Below are 19,523 nucleotides of genomic sequence, written 5' to 3'. Positions count from 1 at the left end.
GTCCCTTTCCTACTGCGTGGTGGTGTCCGACGATCGGGGATGCGGCGCTGCCGCGGCCAGCTTTCCGGCGAGTTCCCCGATCCTCGACAGGAGCTGTTCGGGCGTACGGGAGAGGTCGAGGGTGTGCTGGTACAGGCGCACTCCCCGCCGGTCCTCTCCGGCGGCCGTGCCGTGCACCTCGTGGAAGCGCTCCGGCTGTCGTCCGGCCGCGTACACGAGGTGGGCCTCGCGCAGACCGAGCACCGTGGCGTACGCGAGGGCCTGGTACAGGTCGGCGTTGAGCAGCCCGTCGGCCTTCTCGATCTTGTACTTGGCGTCGACCACGGCCACGGGGGTGCGACCGTCCCCGGTGCGGACGACGAGATCGGGACGCATCCTCACCAGACCCGCGAGGTCGAGGTGGTGGGGGTCCTGGAGCCGCGCGGTCAGGCCGTGCTCGCGAAGAGCCTCGCGCAGTGCGACCGTGACGAAGTCCTCGAACAGCTTGTTCATGTCGAGCAGGAAGCCGTCCATGGCGAGTGGTTCGGCCCCGGCCGGCCGGTGCTCCGGCGAGGTGCCGCGCAGGACGGCCTCGGCGAGCCGCAAAGCGGGCTGATAGCGGGAGTTGAGACGCGAAGGCTGCCAGAGCGGCAGCTCCTGCCCTCGCACCAGCGGCCGGACGTCGGCGAGACGCAGACGCTGATGGGCGAGGCGCCGACGGACCGGACCGGGGACTCCGGGCAGCCGCAGCAACTGCTCGACGGCGGCGCGCAGTATGCGGTTCTCGGCGGTGTCGGTCGTGAACGCGTCGTACGCGATCTCCACGGGCGGTGTCCGGCCGAAGTGCCGCCGGATCTGTTCGGCCTCGCGTATCCGCCCGCGCACGACCAGCGCGGTTTCCTCCACTTCGCGGTAGCCCTGGAGAACCCCCTGCCGCAGAGCCGCGTCGATCTGCCGCTCCACGGCGTGCGCGAGCGCGGGTACGACGTCGTCGTGAGCACCGGTGTCGACGGTTCCTTCCCGGCTGTCGCGCCAGGCGCGTGCCGGGTCGAGAACGAAGCCGAGGAGGAAGAACAGTCGGCTCACCGGGGTCTTGGGCGTGATCCGCAGGACCGGACCACCGGGAGTGCGTACGGCGCCGACCCGGCTGCCCGCCCGCAGCAGCCAGTGCCCCTCCCGGCGGGGGTCCGGGGTCACGCTCTGCAGGATTCCGGCGGCGGCAAGGGCCCGCCCGGCCTCGGCTGTCAGTGGGACGGAGAGCGCGGGCCCGTACTCGCGCAGCGTCACATCCGGCACGGTCGCGGTTCCGGTCGCGGTCACGGGTGCTGCTCGCGCAGCGAGTCGAGTCCGTAGCGGGCGGCGACGTCGAGCCCTTCGCCGTAGTGATGCTCCTCCAGCAGCGGGAGGATCTTCGTGCGCCAGGTGCGGTCGAGACCGCCCTCGCGGTACACGCCCGGCTTCATCAAGTAGGAGGGCCCGATGGCGAAGTCCGGGTCGTCTATACGGGCGTTGAGAGCGTCGAGAAGACGAGCGGGTTCCCCGTCCCTGCCCTCGCTCTCCAGCCACCGCGCGAGCAGCCCGGCGGTCGGCTCGGTACGGGGGGAAAGCTCCACGAACGCGAAACGGCGCCGCATCGCCGCGTCCACCAACGCGATCGACCGGTCGGCGGTGTTCATGGTGCCGATCACGAACAGGTTGGGAGGCAGTGCGAAATCGTCTCCGGAGTAGGTGAGACGGACGGAACGCGTCCGGTACTCCAGCAGAAAGTACAGCTCACCGAAGACCTTCGCGAGATTGGCCCGGTTGATCTCGTCGATGATCAGGAAGTGCGGTACGTGCCGGTTGCCCTCGCGGGAGGCGAGATCGGCGAGTTCCCGCAGCGGCCCCGCCGTCAGCCGGAAGGCGACCTCCTGTGTCTCGTCGTCCTCCACGGGCCGGAACCCCTCGAAGAAGTCCTCGTAGGCGTACGACGGGTGGAACTGCACGATCTTGACCTGCTCGGGACCGCCGCCGAAGTGCTCGGCCAGCTTCATCGCCAGATAGGTCTTGCCCGTGCCGGGCGGACCGTAGAAGACCAACTGCCTCTCGTCCACGAGCAGTTCACGCACATCATCGAGCCATTCCTTCTCGTGGACGAGGAGGTCGGAGGTGAGGGCATCGGTCACGTCCGGCAAGGACAGCTCCCGGGGCGCGGGCCGCTCGGCGACGGGTGGCAGGGCGGGGTCGGTGGGCGCGGCCGGGCCGGCTGGCGCGGCGAGCCCGTCCAGCGCTTCCAGGACACCGGTCAGGTCGACGACGTCATGCTGCACGGACAGCTTCTGCTGCAATTCTTCCGGCAGTTCCTCGTACGGGTGGCCGTCGGGCTCCCAGGCGACCGACCGCCGCAAGTTGGACAGCCCACCGGGAGAGCCGCTCTGCACGGCCTCCCCGGTGATCCGTCCGAGATGAAGCCGGCCGTCGCCTATGGTGACCACCGTGTCGCCGACGCGCATCTGCGTCAGGAAGCCGTGCAACTCGTCGACGAGACCGCGCTTCTGGTTGTACGAGGCCGCCCCCTCGTACCCGTCCTCGACGAAGCGGCGAAGCGCGCTCTTGGTCGGATCGGTCTCCTCCAGGGGCGGCAGATGCGCACCGGCGAGCGAGACGATCCCTTCCTTCAGCCACAGCTGCCGCACCAGGTTGTGTCCCGAGACGTTGTTGCCGCGCACCAGCCATGCCTTGCGCGGAGGGCGCCAGGCGGTGGACAGGTAGTCGGCGAGCGGGTGGCCCTCGGCGGTCCGCCAGGACTCCGGCCCGGAAGCGTGGTAGCCGTACACCAACGCGGCGGCAGCGGAGGAGGAGTTGCACAGGATGTCACGCGTGGCCACCCAACGCGGCAGCGTCCCGGGCTGGTCGGGGTCTACCGGAACGTCGACCAGCGCGCCGCGCGCCCGCAGCTCCTCACGGATCAGACGTCTGTGGGCGTGGAGACTGGGCGATGTCTCCGCCGCCACGAACGAACCCTCGTGCAGGAGGAACTGGTTCGTGCCGTGCCCGCCGAACTCGGTGAGCAGATGCCCGTGTGCCTCTCCACCGTCCTTGGGGAGCTTGATCCGGAAGTCGGGCGCGCCGGGGAGACGGTCGGGCTGTGACATGGGTGACCTTCCGTGCGGGGTGAGGTCTGCGTGAATATCGCCCAGCCTACCTGTTGACACTGTCAATCGATTGTTTCGGTGTCACACGTGACCGGGCAGGGGCGGTTTCCGGACGGAGTCCTGCCAGTGGGCTCATCCACGGCTCACGGAGGTCAGTTCGACCCGGACGGTCTTGCCGCTGGGCGGATGGGGGACCGTCTCCCAGCGGTCGGAGAGCGCGGCAACGAGCGCGAGGCCGCGGCCACCGGTGTGAAGCGCGCCGGACGCGGCGTCCTCATGCGGGAACTCGTGGGGAAAGCGGGGCAGTCGCTCGCCGCGGGCGTCGGTGACGTCGACGCGAAGGCGGCCGGGCGAAGCGTCGAACGTGAGCGTCAGCCGGAAACTCCGGCCAGGCACGCAGCCATGGAGGACGGCGTTGGCGGCAAGTTCCGCGACCACGATTTCGGCACGCTCCGTGAGGTCCTGCGGGGCGCCCCAGGACCGCAGTTGGGTCACGCCGAGAAGCCGGGCGAGCCGGGCGCCGCGCCGCGTGGACGACAGCAGCTGGGTGAAGACGTGCTGCGAAACGGCCAGTTGGGGAAGGGGTTGGTTCATGGCGTCATCGTGGCGGCCGGATATGGCCGGATGCGAGCGCCGCACCACGTACGCGGAGTCAGCGTACGGGCACATTCGGTAGGTGGTACGCGGGGTCGGCTGTCACGCTGGGTGGTGAACGTGACGGCGGCGAGGAGCTGCCGCGGGTGCGGGTGCGAAGAGAGGAGCGGCGGATGGACAACGTCGAAGGGGAGGCGGCCGGGGCTGCCGAAGCCGGGACGGCCCAGGCGGGGGAAGGGGAGCGGGAACCCCACCCGTCGGACAGTCTGCGTACGTTCGGCGCGGTCGTCCAGGCCCTGCGCGAACACGCGGGACTCAGCCGGGCGGAGCTCGGCGACCTCGTCCAGTACTCCAAACACACCGTGGAGTCCGTCGAGCTGGGCCGTCGCATGCCGGACGAGGAGTTCGTCGAGCGCGCGGAGGGGGCGCTCGGCAACACCGGGGCCTTACGGAAGGCCGCTCAGCACCTCAGCCGCGGCGAGGTCGGCCTTGCGGCGTGGTTCCGGCGATGGGCCCGGCTGGAGCGGAAGGCGGTGAGCCTGTGCACGTACGAGTGCCGGCTGGTGCCGGGGCTGTTGCAGTCGGAGGCGTATGCGCGGGCGGTGTTCGACAACAGCATCCCGCTGCTGACCGACGAGAAGATCGAGGACCAACTCAGCGCGCGGCTGGAGCGGCAGAGGATGGTGCGGGAACGGCCGACCATGCCGTTCAGCTTCATCGTGGAGGAGCACGTGTTCCGGCGCAGGTTGGGTGGGGCGGAGGTGCACGCGAGCATGCTGGACCACGTCCTTGAAGTCACTGCCCCGCGCAACGTGACGCTCCAGGTGGTGCCGCTGGAGCTGGAGTTCCACGGGTGCCTGGACGGACCCGTGCGGATTCTGGAGACCAAGGAGGGACGTCGGATCGGCTACTCGGAAGGGCAGCAGAACGGACGGCTGATCTCCGACCCGAAAGAGATGAGTCTGCTCTGCCGTCGCTATGAAACACTGCGCTCGCAGGCCCTGAATCCCAAGGAATCCCGGGACCTGTTGGAGCGACTGCGAGGAGAGCTATGAGTAGCGGTACGACGGAACTCGCCTGGTTCAAGTCCAGCTACAGCGGCACCCAGGGTGACGACTGCGTGGAGATCGCGGTCGCTGAGGACGCTGTTCACGTACGGGACTCCAAGGACCTGGCACGCCCGGCCTTCGCCGTGGGGCGTGCGGGGTGGGGGCCCTTCGTGAGGTTCGTGTCGGGCGCCTCGGAGGTGTAACCGAGCGCGGCACGGTTGATGAAGCGGTCGCCGAGGTCGGGTTCCGGCCTCGGCGCCGCCTTTTTGGGTGCCGCTTTTTTGGTCGCAGCCTTCTTGGGCGTGGCCTTCTGCGGGGCGGGTTTTGTGTCCGCCTTCTTCTTCGCGGCTTTTTTGGCAGCCGTCGTATCGCGCGCCTTGAACTTCTTCCGTAGCAACGCCAGTTGCTCGCGCTCCTGAACGGTCTGGTCGGCAGGCAGGGCGTTGACGAGAACCCTGGCCCGGTCGAGCTCGTAACGCGCCAGGGCCCAACGCTTGGCGTTGATCGCCGTACGAATCACATCGAGGCACTGCTGCAATGCCTTGACCTTCCTCGCCTGCCGCCGAGGTATCGGGGACTCCGCCCCGCTGCTCCGGCGCTGCCCGGCAGCACGCGTCCCCCAGCCCGCGCCCGACGTCAGGACGACGGACGTGCGCGGGTTACTGGTCTGGCTTCGGCGTACCACGGGGTGCTCGGCTCCTTGGGCGTGATCAGGTGTGGCGGGGGCCGTGGCCGGGGGGCGGGGTGAGGGTGGAGCGGTAGGTGCCGGACTCGCCCTCGGTGAGCGGGGTTTCCAGGGTGAGGCCTGCGGCGGCCATGCGGTCGTACTCGGCGAGGATCAGGTTCTTGGTGCGGTACTCGCCGTGCGCCTTGATGTCGTTGTCGCGGGTGACGTTGAAGGTGTCCAGGATGTACGCGGTGTCCTCACGGGTGATGCCGTAGAGGTGGAAGAAGAGAGCGTCCAGCTCGGCACGGATGACGGCGCGACGGTCGGTGTCCCAGCGGAAGGGGGCGCCGGTGTCGCCTAGGTCGCGGGCGAAGGAGGCCATGTCGGTTGCGGTGTAGGTGAGTTCGAGGAGGCGGGGGGTGATGAACTCTGTGTGGGGCGCGAGCTGGTCGGGGGTGGGGACGGGCGCCTGCTGGATGTACCCGTAGGTGAGGTGTGTGCCGCCGATCTTCTGGCGGACGGAGTAGTCGCAGACCATGGACGACCAGACAGCGGACAGCAGAGGGGCCCGGTCTGGAGAGGTAGGGAAAGCCAAGGGGTAGGGGTGGCCGAAGCCGTGGGCCGGAGCGGCCGCCGCGATCAGCGTGCGCTCATCGCTCGCTCGGCAGATGTCACGCCAGCCGAAGAGCCACTCTCGGTCCCATCCCTTGGCGGCCAGGCGGCTGCGGACACCCGACTCCATGGTGGGCTTTCCGCTCTTGTCGACTTCCCCGGTCGGAACATCCTGCTCTGGCACCCAGTAGCGAGGCAATGGTACGGCGGCGGCGACCTGGTGCTGTTCTATGGTGAAGCGCGGGAGGGTGCCCTTGTTGAGCTGCTTCTCCGTGGCGTTCTCGTACGTGGAGAAGCGGTGGTCGTAATGGTGCAGCATTTTCGCCTCGTACAGCGGGAGCAGGCGCTCCTCGTCGCGCACGAGCACATTGCCGTCAAGGTTCCAACCGGTCTTGAGGAGGTCGTCGAAGGTCTCGTTGTCCTGGGCGGAGGGACGGAACAGGTGGGAATCATTCGACATGTGGAACATGGTCATGAAGGAGATGTCCCAGGGGTTTCCGCCAGCCTTTTTGGTCTCGTTGATCAGGACCGGAATCCGGCGGTAGATCCCCAGAGTGATGTCTGCGTCCCGCTTGTGGCTGAACACAGGGCAGGTTCCGGTGTTCGGGTTCATGGCCAGGATGTCCTCAGCTGCCAGCAGGTAGCTCCGATCGGTGATCTGCTCGGGCTGCCGTACCTTGAACACCATCCGAATCGGTTCATCAAGGTTGCCTGAGCCGCGCAGCAAGAACAGGCAGAACCGCAGCTGGTTGTGGACCTCGGGGAAGACCTTGTCCTCGTTCTCGAAGTCGTAGACGGCGGCGAGCTGGCCCTTCGTGACGATGTCCTTGAAGAAGAATTGCGTCGTTGCGTCCGTAGCGATCCCCGTCGGCACAATCACGCCCGTCCGCCCGCGTGGCCCCGTCAGCGCCCGGTCCGTCTCCGTGAACACGGCGTACGTGTTGATGTCACCGCGCCCCGTCAGCGGGAAGCGGGCGCTGACGCGCAGGAAGTGGCTTTCGCCCTCCGCGCGCCGCTTGGCGGCCTCGAACTCGGCGTACAAGTGCGCGCCGTCGCGGTCGTCGCGCAGTTCGGCGATCAGGCGCTTGCGGGCGGCGGCGTTCTTGGCCTCGGCGATGCGTGGGTCACGCTGGGCGAAGAACTCCTGCTCCTGGAGCTTCACGCGCTCCCACGGCGGGTTCCCCACAACCGCGTCGAACCCGCCGGCCCACCCCGTTCCGCCCTGGACGCCAACACCCGACTCCGGGACGGCGAACACCTCCGGAAACTCCAGGTGCCAGTGGAAGAACCGGTACTGGTCCCGCAGCTCCAGGATCTGCTCATGCGTCGCGTCCGACACCGAGGACTGGTCGCGGCCCCGCAGCGCCCGGAACACCTGGTCGGTCGGGGCCTCCGGCGCGCCCGCGTGCTTGGGCCAGACGAACGCCGCGCACCAGGCGTCGGCGGCGTGGAGGTCCTGGACGTACGCCGACGACTCCACGTACACCCGATACGCGGCCTCCTGGGCGTGCACGTCCTCCAGCGAATCGGCGGGGGCGGTGGTGATCCGGGAGAGCTCGACGGCGTACCGCTCGTTGCCGGGCAGGGGCTCCGTGTCGAAGAGGAGTTCGTCCTGGCCGCCGCGCTGGGCCTTGTTGCGCTTGACGAGGCCGGAGGCGTGCTTCTTGTCGTCGCCCTCGATCGGCTTGAAGGCGTCGTCGGGGACGCCGTCCGCCAGCAGCTTCGGCGTCGCGCCGATGAGGCCGTTGCCGTGCTTGACGTGGGCGTCGAGGAAGCCGAGCGCCTTGCCCGGTTCCATGGCCTCCAGCCACAGGGAGACCTTGGCCAGTTCCACGGCCATCGGGTTGAGGTCGACGCCATAGATGCAGCGGGCGACGACCTCGCGCAGGGCGTGGCGCACGGCGTCGTCCGTCGGCTCCGGGTTGTGCTCGCGCACCGAGGCCACCCGCTTGGCGATACGCCGTGCCGACGCGACGAGGAAGTGGCCGGAGCCGCATGCCGGGTCGCAGACCGTCAGGGACAGCAGCTCGGCGACGATGTCGTCGGCCGGGTCGGGGCGGCCGGCGGCAGTGGCCCGCTGCTCGCCCCGCTTGACGGCGTCGTCCAGCACCGGGTCGAGCGTCGTGTCGAGCAGGCACTCGATGAGCGAGGACGGGGTGTAGTAACTGCCGGTCGTCTTACGGCTGTTGCCCGCCACCTCCACCAACTCGAAGGAGCGGTCCGCCGCGGAGTGCTTCGGTTCCAGCTCAAGCAGGGACTCGTAGACCGAGCCGAGCTCCTCCGCGTCCAGGTGGCGGTAGTCGACGGGCCGCCAGCGGCGGGCGCCGGGGTCGCGGACCTGGGCGAGGTGGCGGACGGCGGAGAGCAGCGACTCGTTGGACAGCTTCAGGCCGTCGAGCGGCGTGTCGGTCTCGGTGTGGGAGAACAGGCCGCCGAGGCCGGGCAGGGCCAGCTCGGGGCGGCCACCTTCCTTGCCGAGGGCTTCGAGGACGATGCGCAGGGCCTCGTACTGATCACCGTGGGCCGTGCCCTGGCGGCGGCGGGCGCGCTCGCGCAGCCGGGCGGAGGAGAAGTACCGCTCGTATGCCTCGCGCCGAGGATCGTCGGGCCTCCCGTCGAGCAGGGCGTTGCGGTCCTCGGCGACGAAGACGAACAGCAGCCGGTAGACCAGGCGCAGCAGGGCGTCCCGGAGGGCCTTCGGGTCGGTGTTCTCCCGCAGCGTGCCGTTGTCCGGGTGGCGCAGGAAGCCGGTGCCGAGGACGGTCAGGGCGTTCTGCACACCCAGGCGGAGCTGGTCCAGGGCGCGGGTGCCGGAGGTGACGGCCTCGGCGCGCCACTTCTCCAGCCAGCACCCCGATGCCGCCGTTCCCTCCGCCACCGCGAACCGCGACGCGTGCAGCAGGCTGTACAGCAGCACGAATTCGCTGAACAGCTCACCGTCGAAGAGCGCTTCCAGGTCGAAGTCGACGTATGCGGCCGTGGAGAAGGACGACGAGTCGCGCAGCAGGCGCAGCTGACGGCCGTTGGTGACGATCGCCCACAGGTGGGCCTCAGTGCGGTTGAGACAGTCCTGCACCATCGATTGGGGCGGGATCTGGCCCTTCACCAAGGGCTTGTCGAGCTTCACGTTCCACGGGACCTGGTGGATGAGGGCCGGGCCGTGGCGGTGGGAGACCGGGAAGCGTTTCTCCGGGTCGGAGTCCGCCCCAATCCCCGCCGCGCCGACCTCCGTCAGTGCGCCGAAGTCCAGCTTACGGAAGAGCTGGGCGAGCCAGTCGGTGCCCGCGCGGCCCGTCGGGTCGGCGGCGGGTGCGCCGGTCGCCGGGTCCGAGGGAAGCGCGGCGCGCAGGTCGCGCCAGAGAGGCTTGAGGTACTCCCAGGCGCGCTCGGCCTCGTTGCGTACGGGCACCGAGGCGGGCAGGCCGTAGTCGGCGGGCTTGGTGCCCGGCAGGTTCCGGGCCTCCGAGATGCGCAGCAGCATGTCGGAGGGGAGCAGGCCGCCGACCGGGGTGACGGCGGTGAAGGCCAGGGCGGTGCGGGTGGCGGCGGACATCAGGCTTCGGCTCCGGACACGGTAGAGGCGGACGCGGCGGGGGCGGGCTGCTGCGGCAGGTAGACGTAGACGCCGAGGACGTCGGCGGGCTCCTGCGGGACGACCTTCAGGCCGCGGACGATCTCCTCGTTCGCCTTGCGGACCCGGCGGTGCGAGGCGTCGAGTTCGGCGGCCAGACGGGTGCCGTACTCGGTGAGGTGCGCGGCGAGGTCCGGCAGGCCGTTCAGGTCCTTGGCGATCTGGTTGCGGACCAGCTGCTCATGGGTGTTGGCGGTGGCGCGGGCCGCGAGGAGGGCGGCGGTCGCGTCGTCGTCCAGCCAGCGGGCGCGCGACGGCATCCCCTCGTACGCGAGCAGACGGGCGTCCTCGGCGACCAGCTGCCGTTCGCCGTTGCGGGACGGGAGCGTGAGGTGGAAGCGGTAGCGGACCAGCAGGAGCGTGGTGCGTACGGTGACCGCGTCCGTGGTGACGACGCCGCAGCGGCGGGCCGGCCGGGGGCCGGGGGTCTGCGCGTCGAGTGCCGAGTCCAGGAGGTACGAGGCGATGGCGCCGATCACCGGGTCGGTGCGCACCAGGGCGGCCTCGCCGCGCGCGATCGCGGGCGTGGCGCGGAAGGGGATCTCCCGGTCCTCCTCGACGAGCCGTCCGCCGAGCGTGGCGGCGAGCGCGTCGCGCAGGCCGGCCGGGGCGCCACCGGGCTGGGCCGTGAAGTCGCCGCTGCCGTCACGCGGGTCACGGACCAGCGTGTCCAGGCCGCCCAGCGCCTCCAGGGCGAAGTCGCGGACCTCCTCCGCGCCGCCGAGCGCGGCCCGTACGGCGGCGACCTCGCGCGCCACCTCCTCCGGGTGGATCGCGCGCTGGGCGTACTTGGAGCGGGACGTCTTCTCGCGTTCGGCGGCCGAGTTCCACTCGCGCTCGATGCGGTCGAACGACTCCTGGTGGCCGTCCAGTTCGAACAGGCTCTCCTGGCTGCCTTGCCGCCCGTGCAGCAGCAGCCACTCCACCACCGCGTCGGTGACGCCGGAGGCGGTCTCGTCGGGGACGGAGACGGAGATGCCCAGGTCCTTCATGATCTGCCGGTGCTTCATGAACAGCACTTCCAGGACCTTGCCGTCGATGCCGTTGTCCTCACCGAACATGGTGATGACACGGACCTGGTCGCGCTTCTGTCCGTAGCGGTCGACCCGGCCCTCGCGCTGGTCGTGGCGAGTGGGGTTCCAGGCCAGGTCGTAGTGGACGACGGCGTCGAAGTGGTGCTGGAGGTTGACGCCTTCGGAGAGGCAGTCGGTGGCGATCAGGACGCGGCGGACGGCCGGGTCACCGGCCTCCTCGGCGGTTTCGGCGGCGAGCTGCTCGATGCGCTCCAGGCGCTGCTGCGGGGAGAGGGTGCCGGTCACCGCGGCGATCTTCGTCTTCTTGCCGAGCTTGCCCTCCAGCTGTGTGGCGAGGTACTCGGCGGTGGGGATGTAGCGGCAGAAGACGATCGGGTGGTAGCCGTCGGCGATCAGGCTCTTCAGATGCCGGGTGAGCGCCTTCAGTTTCGCGTCCCCGGCGGGGCCGACGAGTTCGGCGGCCCGCTGCGAGAGTTCGAGCAGCCGGGCACCCGCCTCCTCCGACTCGGCGGCGCCCGGCGCGACGTCCATGCCTTCGAGCCGGTCGTTGTCGGCGGAATCGGCGGCCACCGGGAAGCCCAGCGCGTCCGCCTCCTGCGCGGTGCGGGCGGCGGCGGACTCGGAGCGGGTCTTCAGGGTCTGCGCGGCGGCCGCGGGCGAGGACACCATCGAGCGCAGCAGCGCGATCACCGACCACCAGGCGATCCGCGCCTCCCGCCTGCCCTGCTCGCCGGCGGTCGCGACACGGTCACGGGCGTACGCGATGGCGTCGTCGAGCAGCGCCCGGTAGGCGGGCGCCAGCTTGTACGGCTCGTCCTTCGTCCAGCGGTCGGACGGGAAGGCGGTCCGCTCGGCCAGGGAATCGTCGGCGAGCCCGTCCTCCTTGGTGAGGTAATTGCGTACGTCGGCGCGCTTGCGGGCCACGAAGTGCTCGGCGAGCCTTGCCCGTCCCGCGGGGGACTCCAGGTCCAGCGTCGCGAGTTCGGGCCGCACCAGGCCGAGCAGGTTGCGGAACGCGGACTCCTTGCCGGAGTGCGGGGTCGCGGTCAGCAGCAGCAGATGCCGGCCCATGTCGGCGGAGACCTTGCGCAGCAGCTCGTAACGGAGCTGGTTGGCGTGGGAGGCGGAGCCCTGAGTGGTGTCGTCGGCGGCCACGCAGGAGTGGGCCTCGTCGACGATCACCAGGTCGGGGCAGTTCCGTACGAAGTCCTCGCGGTGCCGGGTCGACTTGATGAAGTCCGTCGAGATGATCGTGTACGGGTGCTTGTCGAACAGGGACTGGCCCAGCTCCAGGCCGCGTTCCAGGCGCGACACCGTGGAGGCCAGGACCAGTTCGGCGTCGATGGCGAACTTCTCCCGCAGCTCCGACTGCCACTGCTCGGCCAGCGCCGGGGAACACAGCACCGCCAGCCGGGCCGCCTCGCCCTGCGCGAGCAGCTCCTTGGCGATCAGACCGGCCTCGACCGTCTTGCCGATGCCGACGTCGTCCGAGATCAGCAGCCGCACGGTGCGCTGCCGCAGCGCCATCAGCAGCGGGACCAGCTGATAGGCCCTCGGCTCCACGGCGATCGAGGCCAGCGAGCGGAACGGGCCCGCGCCCGAACGGAAGCCGATACGGAGCGCCGTGCGCAGCAGACCGGCGGACCGCTGGTCACCCAGGTCGTCCGGGCCCGGTGCCGCGAATTCGGCCGGGCGCACCTCCTCGAAGGAGGGGAAGACGGCCGCGATGTCGTCCTCGCTCCCGCCCAGGGGGCGCAGCACCAGCATGTCGGGGGCGCTCTCGGGCAGCACCACCCATTCCCGGCCACGGGCGGCGACCAGGGAGCCGGCTGTGTACGTGAGGCTCATGAGATGTCCCAGTTCCTTGGATCGAGCGGGAGTGAGGCGAGCAGGGGGCGAGGTGATCAACGCAGGTGGAAGTAGGTGGGGTTGTGCTCGGTGATGGCGTCCCAGTCCGCATCCGTCGGGAAGCGCAGGACGTCCCAGCCGGCCTCCTCCAGGCGGTAGCCGGCCTCGATGTCGCGGGTCGAATCGGCCGCCCGGCCGGGGACGTCGACGAACACGGCGAGGTTGGCACCGTCCAGACGGAAGACGAGATCCGGGCAGGCCCCTGCCTCCGGAACGAGGACCTTGACCTCGTCCGGCAGCCGGAAACCCTTCGCCCTGAGCCAGCCGAGCAGGTCGCCGCTCGCGACGAGGGCCCCCAGATCCGTCTCCAGCGGGGTCGGCGCGGGCGCCGTGGGCTCCGCGGCCCTGGCGGGCGTGTCGCAGTCGCTGTTCGCTGCCGGGGCCAGCCTGCGGAAGCGTTCGCTGCGGGACTCGCCGCGGTCCTCCCGCTCGGTGCGGGCGGTGGCCAGCCGCGCGAGCAGTGGCTGTGCGCTGTACCGGCTCAGCTTGCGGTGGTGCGTCTGGTTCGCGTAGGTCAGCAGACAGGCGTAGCAGCCGCGGGCGCATTTCTCGCCCTCCGCCGGACCGCCCTCGTCCTCGCCCGTCTCCGGGTCGAAGTGGCAGATCTCCAGGGCGGTACGGGCGGCCCTGGCGAGGGCGTCCTTGTCGTGCTGGATGCGCCGCAGCACGCCGGCGCCGCCCTCGGCCGCCTCCGTGAACAGGATGCGACGCCGCGGGCCGTCGTCCGGAGGCAGCAGTTCGGCGGTCAGCTCGGAGTCCTCCAGCTCGAACGCGGCCTCGATACCCCGCTCCAGCGCGTACAGGAACGACCACGCCACCGGCTCGGGCTGCGGCTCGTCCAGGGTGACCACGAGGATGTTGCGGCGGTCCTCCACATAGGGCAGGACGCGCTTCTTGCGGCGCTTCTCGTTGCCGTCCTCGTCGACCACCGGCATGCCGGTGCCCTCGATGGCGTCCGCGGCGGCCCGGTCGTTGAGCCAGCGGCCGTCGCCGAGATCGAGCCAGTAGCCGTCCGGCTCGTTCTCCTTGTCGCGGACCCGGCCGAGGTTGGTGATGCGGACGGTCGCCGAGTCGCCGTAGTCCAGGTCGAGGACCGGTGCACCGTCGGTGTCGGTGACGTGCGAGGTGAGGCGTCCCTTGCGGGCGCCGTGGTCCTGGAACGCGTACGAGGTCTCCAGGCGGAAACCGGCCCGGCGGCGCTCCTCCTCGTCGGAGGAGATCCGCTCGCGCGGGGTGGTGTACACGGTGTGCAGCTGGAGCAGGCCGGTGCGCTTGTTCCTCAGGTTCTCCCCGCACATCGTGCACAGGTCCACGCCGGGCTTGACGACGTGGTGGTAACCGCAGCCGTCGCAGCGCTGCGCCTCCGCCGTCGCCAGGTCGCCCGAGGCGTCCGGCGGCAGCTGGACACGGGTGACCTGGTAGCGGGCGCCCTCGTGGTAGATGAGCGCGCCGGGGCCGAACTCCCGGATCGCGAGGAACCGGGGACGCTGCAGATAGTCGCCGTCGGCGTTGCGGCGGTTGCCGGAACGCGGGATGTAGGCGGCCAGCGGAAGCCGCGGGAAGCTGTAGCCGGGCAGGAACCCCTCGGACGCCAGATAGCGGTACGGATTGAAGTCGCTCATCACCGACTTGCTGTCGGACGAGCGGTTCAGCAGCAGGTTCGTCTGGGTCTCGGCCTCGCGGCGCCGGGTGCGTGCCCGGCTCTGCTCGCCCTGCGAGAGCGTGTGGTCGACGACCCGCTTGTTCTGCTCGTACTGGTCGACGACGGAAGCCCGGAACAGCTCGCGCCACCGCTCGAAGGACTCGTCGAACCAGTGCGGCGCCCGATCGATCCGGTCCTCGATCCACTCGTCGTACCACCAGGTGGTGGCCGCGAAGTCCGCGATGAGCGGGGCGAGGACGGTACGGGCGGCGGCGACCGCGCGTCGGCGCGCGCCTTCGTCCAGGGACAGATCGCGGATGTGGGGGAGCAGCGGCAGCGGCATCCGCGGATCGGGGCGGTCGCTGTCGTCGGGGTCGTAGGCCACGTCGACGACGTCCGGGATCGCGATGCCCAGCTTCATCCCGGTCTCCGCCAGCCAGATGCCCTGGAGATGGGAGCGGACCAGATCCTCGTTGGCGAGGTCCAGACGCGGGGGCGCCACCTGCCCGGACACCATGTCCTGGGAGCGGCGGAAGTAGTACTGGTCGTGGCTGTTGCCCGTGGCGCAGTACGTGGTCACCAGCGCGGGCTGGCCGGAACGGCCGGCCCGGCCCGAGCGCTGGGCGTAGTTCGCCGGGGTCGGTGGCACATTGCGCATCAGCACGGCGTTGAGCGAGGAGATGTCCACGCCCAGCTCCATCGTCGGAGAGCAGTACAGCAGGGGCAGTTCGGCCTGCCGGAACTGCCGCTCGCGCTCCAGCCGGTCCTCCGGGGTGACCTGCGCGGTGTGTTCCCGGGCGAACAGTCCGGCCAGCTCGGCCGCCGCAGTCCGGTACAGGTCGCGGAAGAACGGGTTGACGCGCGGGCCCTCACCACTGCTGTACGTGCGCGCCAGCGGATCGACCGCACCCCGCTCACCGTCCCCGGCCCGCCAGACCAGGGCTGCGGCCGACACCCGGTAACCGATGCGCTTCTCGGCCGCCCGACGGCGGAAGGCGGGACCGGAGTGCTCGGGGGCCGCCTCCACCTCACGCACCAACTCCGCCTCCAGCAGCACCTTCAGCAGGTCCCCGATGACGCCCTGGACGTCGTCCAGCGACAGAGCACGCAGCTCGGGCATGTTCCGCCGGAGGTACTTGCCGAACTTGCCGCGGGCCGACAGGAACAGCGCGGAGCGCTCCATGCCCGGCCTCGAACCGTACGGGTAGGCGGTGCCGACGGTGGGCTTGTCGTTCTCGCTCAGGACCCACGGCCCGACGAGGCGTTCCTCGCTCGCCCGCTGCAGGGTGTCGAAGTCGTCGCGGAAGTACTGGACATCGATGGCGAGGGCCCGCCGCATGTGGTCGAGCAGCGTGCGGGCGACCTCCTCGCGCAGGGCGGGGTCGGTGTCGCGCAGCACGGCGTGCGTGGACTGCCAGCGGTCCGGCTGGGCGGCGATCCAGTCCAGGTCCTCGTAGTCGATCCGCAGCAGCCCCGTCTGTTCGAGGTTGGGCATGGTGATGCGCCAGCCGCGTTCCAGGTCCCGGTAGAGCCGGTACCCCACGACATCGCGGAAGGCCTTCGTCGCACGGCGTTCCATGGAGGGGGCGAGGGAGGTGCCCCCGGCGTACTCGCGGGGCGACAACCCCATCACCCCGGTCACCGCCTCGGCGAGGTCGTCGTGGCGCAGCCCTTCCTCGCCCGCCCGCGCCGCAGCCTGGTACAGCGCGCCGCGCAACTGGGTCACCTGCGCGAAGTCGTTGAAGTGACCGGCCTGGAGGGACGCGTCCTGCCGGTTGTCGACGAAGGTGAGGAGCTTGCGCGCCTCCTTGCCCAGGCTCTCCTCGGGCACCGCGCGCAGGGACTTCACGATCGACGCGGAGATCAGGGAGGTGGCCGAGGAACGCCCCTCCTGGTCCAGGGTGGCCAGCTTGGCGAAGTCCCGGCCGCGGGTCTGCTCGTAGGAGACCTGACAGTGCACGCAGAACAGGAACGGCGCCGGGACGAACGCCGCCACCAGCCCCTCGCCCGACTCGTTCCCGAACGCGTCCACGACGACGCGCTTGGGCACCCGGGGCCGGTAGGACTTCTTGACGACGGTCATGCCCTGCGCGTCCGGCTCCAGCCAGGACTCCGGCAACCGCCTGTCGTCCACGGCGCTCTGCGGATCCGTCGGCCACTCGTAGTCCTCCCCGGGCATGCCCAGGTACAGGTAGCCCTCGCCGTCGCGGCCACCCGACGCGGAGGTGTCCCGCCGCGGCTCGTACCGGTACGCGCCGCTCTCCTCGGAGCGCCAGACGGTCAGGTACTCCTGGCCGCACTCACGGCAGAAAGCCAGCGGGAACAGCGGCTTGCCGTCGCTGTCCGGCTGCTCCAGCTGGTAGGTGCGGGTGAGCGGCCGGGTGAGCGGGTCCTCCAGCGTGGTGTAGACGGTGTCGCCCTTGGAGAGGAACTGGTGCAGCCGGAAGGCGAACAGCGGCCGCTCCGTCACCGGATGCTTCGCCTGCGCACCCGCCTCCAGGGTCGTACGGATCGCCTCGCGCACGCTCTCCTCGGCCACCCCGGACTCTGCGGCCAGCTCGGCCGCCGCGTCCTCGACGGTGCCCGGTGCGCAACGGCGGAACCGCCCCGTACCCTCCTCGCGCTCCAGACCGAACCGGGACTCCACCCAGCGGGCCAGCGAGTCCTTCGTCAGCGCCTCGTACGAGCGGGGCGCCGCGGGTACCCGCAGTCGCTCGGCGGGCACGGTCTCCACGGTCTCCTCGGTCGCCCGGACGAGGGTCTCGCCGATGACCCGCTTCGGCAGCACCGTCGTACCGAACAGCCGGCCGGCGACCCTGGCCACCTCGCGCTGCTGGTCCTCCCAGGAGCCCTCGGTGGACATGGTCGCCGAGGTGCCGATGCACTGCAGGGTCGCCGAGGCCCGGCAGGCCTCACGGACCCGGCGGATCAGGAACGCCACATCCGCGCCCTGCCTGCCCCGGTAGGTGTGCAACTCGTCGAAGACGAGGAACTGCAGACCGTCGGCCATACGGATCAGGCTGGACCGGTCGTCCGGCCGGGTCAGCATCAGCTCCAGCATCACGTAGTTCGTCAGCAGGATGTCCGGAGGGTTCTTGCGCAGCTCCCGACGCTGCTCCTCGGACTCCTGACCCGTGTAGCGGGCGAAGGTGACCGGCTCGCGACCGGCTCCGAAACCGTGGCGCAGGTACTTCTCCAGCTCCATCAGCTGAGAGTTGGCCAGGGCGTTCATCGGATACACGACGATCGCGCGCACTCGGCCCCCGGCATCCGGGCCGGCCGCCTGACGTTCCTTCAGGACGTGGTCCACGATCGGGACGATGTACGACAGGGACTTGCCGGAACCGGTGCCGGTGGTCAGCACATAGGAGTCGCCCGCCTGCGCGGCCTCGATCGCCTGCCGCTGGTGGAGATGGAAGGTGAGCGGACGGCCGTCCGGGCGGAGCGAGTTCTCCTTCTTGCCCGCCTGGAAGATCTCCGCACACCTGGCGTGCAGCACGCCGTCCCGCACGAGGTCGGTGACCTGGCCGCCGTCGGCGAAGAACGGATTCAGCGACAACCACGGGTCCGGCCACTGCGATTTCGCCGCCAGGTCGTCCTTGACGAAGCCGTCGATCCGGGCGTCCCGGAACACCGTCGCGCTCCGGGTGAAGTTCTCGTACTCGCCGATCAGGTCGGCATGGATGCCGAAGACGTCCATCGTCTCGGGCAGGCGCGGCTGCCTGCGCGGCACGGGTGCGGGTGCTGCCGGGGTGCGCTCCGGCAGCAGAGCCCGCAGCCGCGCCACCGGGTCCATCACCTGCCAGTGCGGAGCCAGCAGGGCGGCGGTGTCGTCCGGCGCGAGCGCGAGGGGGACCAGCACGTCACGGACCAGAGCGGCGTTCTCGGGCCGGAGCTCGGCGTCCTTCTCCAGGAGACGGTCCACGAGGCGTACCAGCCCGGCGGGCAGGTCCGGGCGGACCAGGGTCAGCAGCGGTGGCTGCTCGTGCTGGTGCTGCTCGGACAGCTCGTACGGGGTTCTGGCGGAGAACGGCGGCTGACCGACCAGCAGTTCGTACAGGATGCAGCCGAGCGCATAGAGGTCGGCGAGGGCGGAGACACGTTCGGCGCGGAACTGCTCAGGTGCCATGTAGCGGGCCGTACCGACGCTGACGCCCGCGCTGGTCAGCCGAGTCTGATCGGGATCGTCGACGACCGAGCCCATGCCGAAGTCGAGGATCTTGACCGTGCCGTCACGGGTCAGCATCGCATTGGCGGGCTTCAGGTCGCGGTGGACGACCCCGGCCGTGTGCGCGGCGGCGAGACCCGAGGCGATCTGCGCCCCGACGGCGGCGGCCCAGGAGACAGGGAGTTGAGGTTCTTCGTCGATGAGGTCCGCGAGCGGATGACCGTCCAGCAGCTCCATGGCGAGGTAGGGCAGACCACTGCCGCCCGGCGTCCCGTCCACACCGCCGTCGATCAGCCGGGTGAGGTTGGGGTGGCCCTGGGAGAGCATGCGCATGATCCGCACTTCGCGCCGGAAGCGGTCGATCTCCTTGTTGGACCCCGAGGTGTCTACGGCGATCCCGGTCCGGCCACGCAGCACGGTCTTGAGCGCGACCTCCCGCTGCGGGGAGTCCGGGGCGGCCTGAAGGTCTTCGGCCCGGTGTACTTCCCCCATGTTCCCGCGCCCCACGATTCCCGTGATCCGGAACCGCGCGTCGACCGTCTCCAGGCTCACTGGCCCTCCCCCGTTCACCTGTTGCGTACATCCCGCAGAGGGAGTGTACACCTTCGCCTTGTCGGAGAGGTCTGCACAGTCGCGTTGACGTCGTCAACGTGTTCATGTGTCGTGGTCCGTGGACACGGTCGGCGGGGGCGGGAAGTCGTGGGTCGTTGCCGTCGCACCTCCTTTCCTGCTTGCATTTCGGCAGGTTGATGGGGGTGCGACGGCACTACGGCGCTGGGTCCCTCAGATGTCCCGGAAGAGACCAGGCAGCCCTGTGACCTGCCGGTTTTGGTGGTTGGAAGCGGCTGACCTGCGCGTATGGTCTTTCGGCTGTTTCAGGGTTGTGCCGGTTGATGCGGCCGAAAGTCCCAGAAAAGTCCCAGAGGACTCCCACGACTGACGGACGCCCTTTCGGTTCTGCTCAACGTAGTCCGCTGGCAGGAGGCCATGGACGTGGCAAGGGAACAGGCTGTTCGCGAACAACTTGCCTAAGCGCTGTCCCGTAACTACTGGTCAGGGGTGAGATGATCGTGCCGTGGCTGGTGTGATTACGGCGTCAGAGCCC

At 70.0% G+C, this 19,523-nt stretch carries 8 protein-coding genes; 2 read left to right on the top strand and 6 right to left on the bottom strand.

Features of this window, described 5'->3' with window-relative positions; translation table 11 throughout:
* Window positions 1-9: 9 nt before the first annotated feature.
* From IE107_RS17595 to IE107_RS17585, 3 genes are all read right to left on the bottom strand, one after another.
* Window positions 10-1,299, bottom strand: coding sequence for an McrC family protein (locus IE107_RS17595; RefSeq protein WP_229867032.1), 1,290 nt, complete (start codon window positions 1,297-1,299; stop codon window positions 10-12).
* The gene (locus tag IE107_RS17590) at window positions 1,296-3,113 is read right to left on the bottom strand and encodes a DUF4357 domain-containing protein (RefSeq protein ID WP_189544740.1); all 1,818 of its coding nucleotides are present in this window, start codon (window positions 3,111-3,113) and stop codon (window positions 1,296-1,298) included. Before IE107_RS17590 ends, IE107_RS17595 begins: the two co-directional genes overlap by 4 nt.
* 132 nt (window positions 3,114-3,245) lie before the next feature.
* Window positions 3,246-3,707: an ATP-binding protein gene (locus IE107_RS17585; protein WP_189544739.1), complete on the bottom strand. Its 462-nt coding sequence runs from the start codon at window positions 3,705-3,707 to the stop codon at window positions 3,246-3,248.
* Window positions 3,708-3,880: 173 nt separating this feature from the next.
* On the opposite strand from IE107_RS17585, the gene IE107_RS17580 reads away from it, so the two are divergent.
* Both IE107_RS17580 and IE107_RS17575 read left to right on the top strand, forming a co-directional pair.
* Window positions 3,881-4,762 (top strand): helix-turn-helix domain-containing protein, encoded by an 882-nt coding sequence (locus IE107_RS17580; RefSeq protein ID WP_189544738.1) that lies wholly within the window; start codon window positions 3,881-3,883, stop codon window positions 4,760-4,762.
* On the top strand, window positions 4,759-4,959 hold the full coding sequence (locus tag IE107_RS17575) for a DUF397 domain-containing protein (protein ID WP_189544737.1): 201 nt from the start codon (window positions 4,759-4,761) through the stop codon (window positions 4,957-4,959). The genes IE107_RS17580 and IE107_RS17575 overlap by 4 nt, the downstream gene beginning before the upstream one ends.
* Window positions 4,960-5,466: 507 nt before the next feature.
* On the opposite strand, the gene IE107_RS17570 is transcribed toward IE107_RS17575, so the two are convergent.
* The 3 genes from IE107_RS17570 to IE107_RS17560 are packed head-to-tail and all read right to left on the bottom strand — an operon-like array spanning window position 5,467 to window position 18,970.
* Window positions 5,467-9,588 (bottom strand): Eco57I restriction-modification methylase domain-containing protein, encoded by a 4,122-nt coding sequence (locus IE107_RS17570; protein WP_189544736.1) that lies wholly within the window; start codon window positions 9,586-9,588, stop codon window positions 5,467-5,469.
* Window positions 9,588-12,548, bottom strand: coding sequence for a DEAD/DEAH box helicase (locus IE107_RS17565; RefSeq protein ID WP_189544735.1), 2,961 nt, complete (start codon window positions 12,546-12,548; stop codon window positions 9,588-9,590). Before IE107_RS17565 ends, IE107_RS17570 begins: the two co-directional genes overlap by 1 nt.
* A 56-nt stretch (window positions 12,549-12,604) precedes the next feature.
* A complete protein-coding gene (locus IE107_RS17560) occupies window positions 12,605-18,970 on the bottom strand; it encodes a protein kinase domain-containing protein (RefSeq protein ID WP_189544734.1) in 6,366 nt (2,121 codons plus the stop codon).
* Window positions 18,971-19,523: the final 553 nt, after the last annotated feature.

This window comes from Streptomyces gelaticus (assembly GCF_014649535.1).
GTDB classification, from domain to species: Bacteria; Actinomycetota; Actinomycetes; order Streptomycetales; family Streptomycetaceae; genus Streptomyces; species Streptomyces gelaticus.
This window is presented reverse-complemented; position numbering and strand designations above follow the sequence as displayed.